The sequence below is a fragment of the Paraburkholderia sp. BR10882 genome (assembly GCF_040948855.1).
GTDB lineage: Bacteria > Pseudomonadota > Gammaproteobacteria > Burkholderiales > Burkholderiaceae > Paraburkholderia > Paraburkholderia nodosa_A.
This window is the reverse complement of record NZ_JBFPKP010000030.1, coordinates 59,036-66,762: the sequence shown is the minus strand read 5'-3', so window position 1 is coordinate 66,762 and position 7,727 is coordinate 59,036. Positions and strand designations below refer to the sequence as shown.

Annotated in this window: 5 protein-coding genes and 1 pseudogene; 2 read left to right on the top strand and 4 right to left on the bottom strand. The window is 65.9% G+C overall.

Features of this window, described 5'->3' with window-relative positions; genetic code table 11:
- The first annotated feature begins 343 nt into the window (after positions 1-343).
- Positions 344-1,430, top strand: a pseudogene (locus tag AB3X99_RS38120) (ISNCY family transposase).
- 149 nt (positions 1,431-1,579) lie between these two features.
- Here the strand turns inward: AB3X99_RS38120 and AB3X99_RS38115 are convergent.
- Positions 1,580-2,359 carry an alpha/beta hydrolase gene (locus AB3X99_RS38115; RefSeq protein WP_368619943.1) on the bottom strand — a complete coding sequence of 260 codons (780 nt, stop codon included), beginning with the start codon at positions 2,357-2,359 and terminating at the stop codon, positions 1,580-1,582.
- 344 nt (positions 2,360-2,703) lie between these two features.
- Between AB3X99_RS38115 and AB3X99_RS38110 the strand changes: the two genes are divergently transcribed.
- Positions 2,704-3,057: a DUF4148 domain-containing protein gene (locus tag AB3X99_RS38110; RefSeq protein ID WP_342947521.1), complete on the top strand. Its 354-nt coding sequence runs from the start codon at positions 2,704-2,706 to the stop codon at positions 3,055-3,057.
- 30 nt (positions 3,058-3,087) lie between these two features.
- On the opposite strand, the gene AB3X99_RS38105 is transcribed toward AB3X99_RS38110, so the two are convergent.
- From AB3X99_RS38105 to mdtN, 3 genes are read right to left on the bottom strand one after another with little or no spacing between them, the layout of a single operon-like run.
- Positions 3,088-4,671, bottom strand: a complete 1,584-nt coding sequence (locus AB3X99_RS38105) for a TolC family protein (protein WP_368619942.1) — start codon at positions 4,669-4,671, stop codon at positions 3,088-3,090.
- A complete protein-coding gene (locus tag AB3X99_RS38100) occupies positions 4,658-6,694 on the bottom strand; it encodes an FUSC family protein (protein WP_368619941.1) in 2,037 nt (678 codons plus the stop codon). Before AB3X99_RS38100 ends, AB3X99_RS38105 begins: the two co-directional genes overlap by 14 nt.
- Positions 6,675-7,727: a multidrug transporter subunit MdtN gene (gene mdtN / locus AB3X99_RS38095; protein ID WP_342947523.1), complete on the bottom strand. Its 1,053-nt coding sequence runs from the start codon at positions 7,725-7,727 to the stop codon at positions 6,675-6,677. The genes AB3X99_RS38100 and mdtN overlap by 20 nt, the downstream gene beginning before the upstream one ends.

Below are 7,727 nucleotides of genomic sequence, written 5' to 3'. Positions count from 1 at the left end.
AGGCGTTAATGGAACAGGGGCGAATGCCCTGCCCGTTCATGATCCGATCTTCGACACTGCGTGAGCTGCAACCCGTGAAAGACAAAACCTGAACCCCGCAAAAGCGGACACTTGAACTTGGCCGGGACCCCGACATCTGAAAATGGCTTTGACATTTGTTGTCACAGCTTTTTTGAAATGTCCGGTTTCCGGCTCATTAGATGGAATGGTCGCCTCCCGCCTTAATGGGCCGTCCAGCGCCGCAGTCTCGCGTCCTGAACATGCGACATTGCTGGTTCGGCAGTCCAGCCGCCAAGGAGAATCAGATGGAACCCACGACCATTGCCATCGCCCGGGCCCGCAGATTGAAGGCCGCCTGCGGTGTTTTCAGGCGGCTGAGCGGCTGCAGCTCAGCGAACGGCAGATCCGTCGGCTGTGCCGGCGCTATGAGGCCGCCGGCCCGGCGGGCCTGGCCTCAGCCAGGCGTGGGCGGCCGAGCAACCGGGAACTGTCGATTGGTGTACGTGGACGATGCGACCAGCCGCCTGATGCACCTGCACTTTACGGCCACGGAATCGACGTTCAGCTACTTCGAGGCGACGCGGACGTATCTGGAGCGCTATGGCAAGCCGGTTGCGCTGTACAGCGACAAGGCCAGCGTGTTCCGCAGCCTGAGCGCGGGCAAGACCGGGCGCAGCGTGACGCACTTTGGACGGGCGATGTACGAGTTGAACATCGACACGTTCTGCGCCAACAGCAGCCCGGCCAGGGGGCGCGTGGAGCGCGCGCACCTGACCCTGCAGGATCGCCTGGTGAAGGAGTTGCGGCTGCGCGGCATCAGTACCGTCGCGGGCGCCAACGCGTATGCGCCGGCCTTCATGGCGGCCTACAACGCACGCTTCGCGAAGCCGCCGAGGAGCACGTACGACGCACACCGGCCACTGCGCGCCGACGAGGATCTGGACGCCCTGCTCACCTGGCGCGAAGCGCGACGCGTGACGAAGTCGCTGACGGTGCAGTACGACCGCGTGATGTACCTGCTGGACGACACGCCGCAGAACCGCAAGCTGGTGCACCGCTACATCGAGGTGTGGGAGTACCCGGACGGGCGTATCGAGCTGCGGGCCGACGCTCGTGTGCTGCCATACCGCGAGTATGACCGGCTCACCGAGGTGGATCAGGGCGCGGTCATTGAGCACAAGCGGCTGACCCACGCGCTGCAGGTGGCGCAGGCGCTGCAGGCGCAGCGCGATGGCCGGCGGGCCTCGGGCTCGCCCTCACGCACGAACCGCGGCATCGAGGTACGCAGGGCCGAACGTGTTCCGGGCACGAAGAAGTCGCGCGAGTTCACGCAAGCGGACATGAACGCAGCAATCGTGGCCGTGACGCAACGTAAAACGCAAACCATCCAGTCCGGTAAACCAGGCAAGCGGTCTGCAACAGTTCGCTGAACGAACTTAAGTGCCCTGCTGCTTCACACCTGCCCCTTCAACACGCTGGAGGCTTAACACCAGAAAGACAGAAAACCCTTTAAAAACCGGACATTTCTTATATGGTCGCCTCCCGCCTTAACGGGCCGTCCGGCGCGCGGCACGTCGACTCACTGCCCCTGTTGCTGGGCCGCCTGCTCGATCAACGCGGCGACTTCCTTCGGATGCGACTCATAAACCGAATGGCTGGCGCCATCGATTTCCACCGTCTGTGCATGAGCGCGCTTCGCGTACATGCGTTCGAGGTCCGGGTTGATGATCTTGTCCGCCTTCGCAACCAGGTAGAACGTAGGCTTGATCTTCCATGCCGGATCCGGGATTTCCGACGCGAATACACCTGCCGCGGTCGGCATTTGCTCATGCGCCTCGAATTCAGCCTGCGTAATCGGAAGATCGGCTGCGAAATCGCGCGGATAGTCGGCGGGATTCAGGTACAGATAGTCGTCGGCTGTCTTCACGATGTCCTCATGGGGCGTCGCATTCGGATAACGCTTGCCATTCGAGACTTCAGTCTCGCCGACATCGAGCGCATGCGCGGCAATGTAGACGAGCGACTTCACATGTTCGTCGTTGCCCGCCTCCGTGATGATCGCGCCGCCGTAGCTATGGCCGACGAGCACGCACGGTCCATCCAGGCTATCGATGACGCGCTTCGTCGCCGTCACGTCGTCCTTGAATGACGTCAGCGGCTCTTGCACGAGCGTCACGTTGTAGCCGTCCTTCGTGAGAATGTCGTACACCGGACGCCATCCGGCGCCACCCACAAACGCGCCATGCACGAGGACGACGTTCTTGATGAGCGCGGCCTGCGCTGTCGTCGCGGCACCGGCAACCAGGCAAAGCGCCGCTGCAGCATGAGCAACGGCAGAACGGAAGGAAGGGAAAGACATGGCAGCTCCTTGGAATGACGCGGTGTGAACGAATCGATTGACAACACGGCCAGTCTAAAAAGCTGCCTCGAACGAGAGGGTTACCCGGTCATTACGAAATAATGACGTGCCCGCGCCGGGCCATCCAATCAAAGGGACGGATGATTCGTTATTTTCTTGTAATCACCGGGTAACCTTGGCGACCGAAGCGCCTACCTACACTGCAACCACGCAGTAACGCCTTGCCCCGCTTAGCCATGTTTCAAGTCTCTCGTTCCTAAGCCTGTCTTCGCGTCTATGCACAGTCGATGCTGCGGCTTTCCTTCCCGACTCATCCGCTCTGCGGATATATAGGAGTATTGATCATGTCCAGGCTTCTTCTCAGCATTCTCGTCGCGGCTTCTGCGGTCGCCGTCCCGGCATATAGCTTCGCCCAGTCCACTCAACCGCTGACCCGCGCCGAAGTGCGTGCGGATCTCGTGCGTGTCGAGCAGGCCGGATACAGCCCGGGCCGCGGCGACGACATCGACTATCCGGCTGACATTCAGGCCGCCGAGGCCAAGGTCGCAGCGGCACAATATGCGCAAGCTTCGGTGCAACGCGATATGGGTGGGGTATCGATGGCGGGCAGCTCGGCCGCGGGTTCTCGTTCGCATACGCCCGCACCGACCACGTGTGTGGGCCCGGCCAGCTTCTGCATGACGTATTTCGGCAGCTGAACCCCGGCGCAGCGTATTTAGTGGCCCTACCTACTGAGACGGCTCGCCTACCATGGACGGCGAGCCGATCTCGCCCGTTGCCAGCGCGAGCGTCGCCGCGGCAGAAAGCGCGGCGCTGTAGCTGTCGGCATACGCGTTCTGCGCGGCGAGCAGCTGATTCTGCGTGAGGAGCGCGTCGGTGATGGTGCCGACGCCGTGCCGGTACGCGGTGAACGCCGCGTCGTAGGTCGTCTGCGCGGCCTCGACCAGTGCCTTCGCGGCGTCGTTCGACGCGAGGCTCGTCGAAAGCCCGTTCTGCGCGGCAACGATCTGCCGGACGGCTTCTTGCCTCGTATGGGTCAACTGCGCGGACGCAGTGTCTGCATCGTTGCGCGCCTGCATCAGCACGGCGGAGCGCAAGCCGCCGTCGTATAGCGGAATCGTCACGCCGAGGAATATGCTGCCGCTGCGGCGGCTGCCGTTCAGGTTCACCGTCGCCGCCTGATCGCCGACCGGGGGAATCGCCGTGATCGACGTCGTGCCGGTGCCATACGCGGCCGCGGCGGAGAGAAATATCTTCGGCATGAAGGCGGATTCGGCCGCGCGGATCTTCGCCTGGTTGGCCTGTTCCAGCGCATAGGCGCCCTGCACGTCCGGCCGCCGCGCAATCGCATCGGTCACGATTTCATCGACGCTCTGGTGCAGCGCCGGCGTGAGCATACGCGCCGGCAATGGGGCGATCAGCGGTTTCGACAACGGCGAGATGCCGAGCGCCGAGACGAGGCTCAGATAGCTGTCGCTCAACGCGCCGTCCGCCTGCACCTTCAGGAGATTGGCCTGGGCGCGGTTCTGCGTGGCCTGTGCAACCTCGACGACTGTGCCCACGCCCTGCTTTCGCCGTGCGCGCGCGGCGCTGAGAATGCCGTCCGCGTTGTCGAGCGCCTGCTGCGCGGTATGCTCCCGCGCGCTCGCGGCTGCGTACGCGTAGTACGCGATGCTCACGTCGTGGATCACGTGCTGGTGAACTGACGTGAAGGCGACGTTCGCCGCCACGGAAAGCTGTTTGGCCGCATCGACGCGCGCACGACGGCCGCCGAAGTCGAATAGTAGCCATTGCAGCGAGAGTACCGAAACCGTGCCGTGAATATTCGAGTTGGTCGATGTGGTGCCGAGCAGCGGCGTCGATGCGGCGCCGCTCGCCGCCTGGTATCCGCCCATGGCGGTCGCGGTGAGCTGCGGCAAGTAGGTGGTCTTCGCGATGCCCGCCGCGAGCGCCGCATTGCGCGCGTCGTTCCAGGCGATGCGCGTGAGCGGGTTCGTCGACTCCGCTAGATCGATCAGCTCGGGCAGCGTGTACGCGTGGTTCGCATCGAGCGCCGCCGCGGGTTCGATCGAAGCGAGCGCGGCGCTGCGCGGCAACGTGTAGCCCGCCTGCGTCGCCTCGCTGGCGCTGCGCGGCGGCCCGGGCACGATGTTGCCGCCGGCGTCCGTCTGCGGCTGCCAGGGGCGGTCCGGCGCCGCAGGTGCAAGATCGATCGACGACGTCGCACAACCCTCGAGTCCCGATATAGCCAATGCGGCAGCCAGCGTGGCGGCCAATACCATGAGCCGGGGCGTCGGTTCAGGGGCGCGCATCGGTCGTCGTCTCCGTAGCCGAAGCTGGGCGCGTGATCTCGGCGATCTGTCCGAACCGCCTGGCGATGACGCTTTGGAGCGCATCGAGCGCGGGGTCGGCCGTGCGGTCCTCAACGGCCTCGGCACCTTGCGTCTGCATGTCGGCGGCATGCTGTGCGGCTTGCCCGTGCGTGTCGTCGCCGGCAGCGAGGCGCTCGGCGATCTCACCCAGCCGCGACGCGCCCGCGCGCCCTGCCGCCAGGACCAGCGGCGCCTCCAGCGCCTCGATTTCCGCAAGCGCACGCCGCCGGCTCGCCACCCACTCCGGCTCGGGACGCACCCACGAAGGCTCGTAATGGATCAGCCCGATATCCTGGCGCAGTCCGCCGTACTGGGCGAGCGCGCCTGCCGCGAGCGCGCTGCGCGTGCGGGCGTCCGCCGCACGCGCGATGCGGCTCCATTGCGCCACGAGCGCCTTGAACGTCGCGTCGATCCGGCTGGCGATGCTCACCGGCCAGACGCGCGTGAAGACCAGATAGATCACGACGTTGCCGATCAGGATGCCGATCACGCGGTCGCGCGCGAGCGTCAGGTCGAACGCGGGCGCCGCGCCCTGGATCACGCACAGGAAGAAGGCGAACGCGATCTGCATGCCCGCGTAGGCGATCCGGGTGGAACCCATCGCCACCCACGCGGCCAGCCAGGCGCCCGCGAACACCAGCGCCATCAGTTCGCCCACCGAGGTCAAACGCGGCGTGACGAACACGATCGCCGCCGTGCCGAGCAACGCGCCGACGAGACAGCCCGCAATGCGCAAGGTCAGCTTCTCGACGGTTTCGGCCGTGGTGCTGAGCGACACCATATAGCAGGTGATGAAGCACGTATGAATGCCCTGCCAGTCGAGTTGCTGGTACAGCACGTAGCAGAACATCGCCGCCGCGGTAGTCTTCAGCGCGTAACGGACGTGATCGGGGTTCGAGAAGGCATCGGCGTCGAAAAAGCCGCTGCGTGCAGGAGGCTCGGCGGTTTTTTCGGGAGCCGGAACAGGCGCGGCGGCGCCTTCCGCAGGCGGCACCGCGAAGCCCTCCAGCGCAGCGCGCAGGTCGGCAAGCACGAGCGCCGGTAGCGCGGCTCCCTCGGGCAGGTGCGGCATATCGAGCTTGACATCCACGGGATAGCCGCCCGCCTCCAGCATCGCGGCCATCTGCGTCATCGTTGCGGCAAGCTGTGCCGCACACGCGTCGGGCAGGCGCGCGCCGGACTCGCTCGCCGCAAAATCCGTCGCGACCAGGATCGCCGTGGTGGACGCCGCCGCCTGGCGCAGCGCCGCGCCGTCGGCCGGCGTCAACGTGCCTTCGAGCGTCGAGAACTTCAGCCACGTGAGGATCTGGTGATCGCCCTCGCGCATGCACGCTTCGAACGCGGCGCGCTCCTCGTCGCTCGCCGTGCCCGTGAGGCGGTGCGCAGCGAGCCTCAGGCGCCGCGCAAGCTGCGCGGTAGCAAGCCGGCGCGGCGACGGTGCGATCACGAGGTTCACGACGATCGCCACGCCGATCGGAATCGCAACCATCAGCCATGCGTACATCAGGCCACGCGTCGCCGCTTCGCCAAGCGGCGCGAGGCCGAGTTCGTCGAGCCCGAAGCCGACGATCATCGCCAGGATCGCGCCGATCGGACGAAGCTTGCTTGCCGACGTGGCGAATAGCAGTCCGAACGACAGGAGCGCCATGCTCGCCACGCGCAGCGGCGGCTGGTCGATCGTGAAGATCGCGAAGATCATTACGATCCCGATGATCACGGTCACGAGCAGCATCAAGGCGAACGACATGACCACGCTCGTCATGCGGTCGGGCCGGTTCAGGAAGAACACGATATAGACGGCAGTCGCGGCACCGGGCGTGCCGTAGCCGACCGTCACGAGCGCCGTGAGCGCGCAGATCAGCGCAATGCGTGTAACGATCGCGGCGCGGCCCGGAAACGGCGCGAGCAGCCTGGCGATTTCCCGCGGACCGGGCCGCCTGATGTCACCGGCAAGACTGGCCATGCCGGACCTCGACGATCGCACTGGCGCCGATGCGCACCAGTCTGTTGACCGGCGCGTCGATGCGCACGCGAACCGGGAAGCGTTGCGCCACGCGCACCCAGTTCACCGACTGCTGCACGTAAGGCAGGCTGCGTGGCAGGTTCACGCGGTCCGTGTCCATGATGCCCGCGCCGATGCCGATCACCTTGCCGCTCATCGGCTGTCTGCGGTCGATCATCGAGTACACGGTGGCGCAGTCGCCCACCTCGATGGCGCCGAGCGCCGTCTCGCGGAAGTTCGCCACGGCAAACCATTCGCCCGAGTGAACCAGCGTGAAGATGGACTGGTTCGGCGCGACGGTCTCGCCCGCGAGGATCGTCAGTCCCGTCACGTAGCCGTCGAACGGAGCGCGTACGACCGTATCGTCGAGGCCGCGCTGCGCGATCGCCAGCGCGGCTTCGCGCGCATGCAGCGCCGCGATCGCGTCGGTGTCGTCGCCTATCGTCTGCGCAGAGGAACGCTGCTGCACCTTCGCCTGCGCGAGCGAGACGCTCGCGTCGCGCTGCGCCACGACCGCCTGGTCGAGTTGCTGCGCGGACACATAGCCTTGCGCCTCGAGCGGCCGCAGGCGCTCGACGCTGCGCGTCGCGAGGTCGTAGTTGTGCGTCGCACGACGAGTCTGGTCGGCCGCGATCGTCGCGTTCGACGTCTCGCCGATCAGCGTGCGGCGGCGCGTGGCGAGCGAGGCGCGCGCCAGCTCGACTTCGGCCTGCGCCTGCGCGACCGCGAGCCGGTACGGCACCGGATCGATTTCGAACAGCACGTCGCCTTTGGCGACATGCTGGTTCTCCTCCACGGGAACACGTATGATGCGGCCGCCCACCGGGGACGCGACGTGGACGACGTCAGCGTCGATGGACGCATCGTCGGTGGACGGATAGCGCGACGAGCGGTCGTATGCGTACCAAAGCGCCGCGGCGCCGAGCAGCACGATCACGACGGCGATCGCGCGGCCCTTCCATGCATGTCGAGGATTCTGGCCGGCCATTTTCAT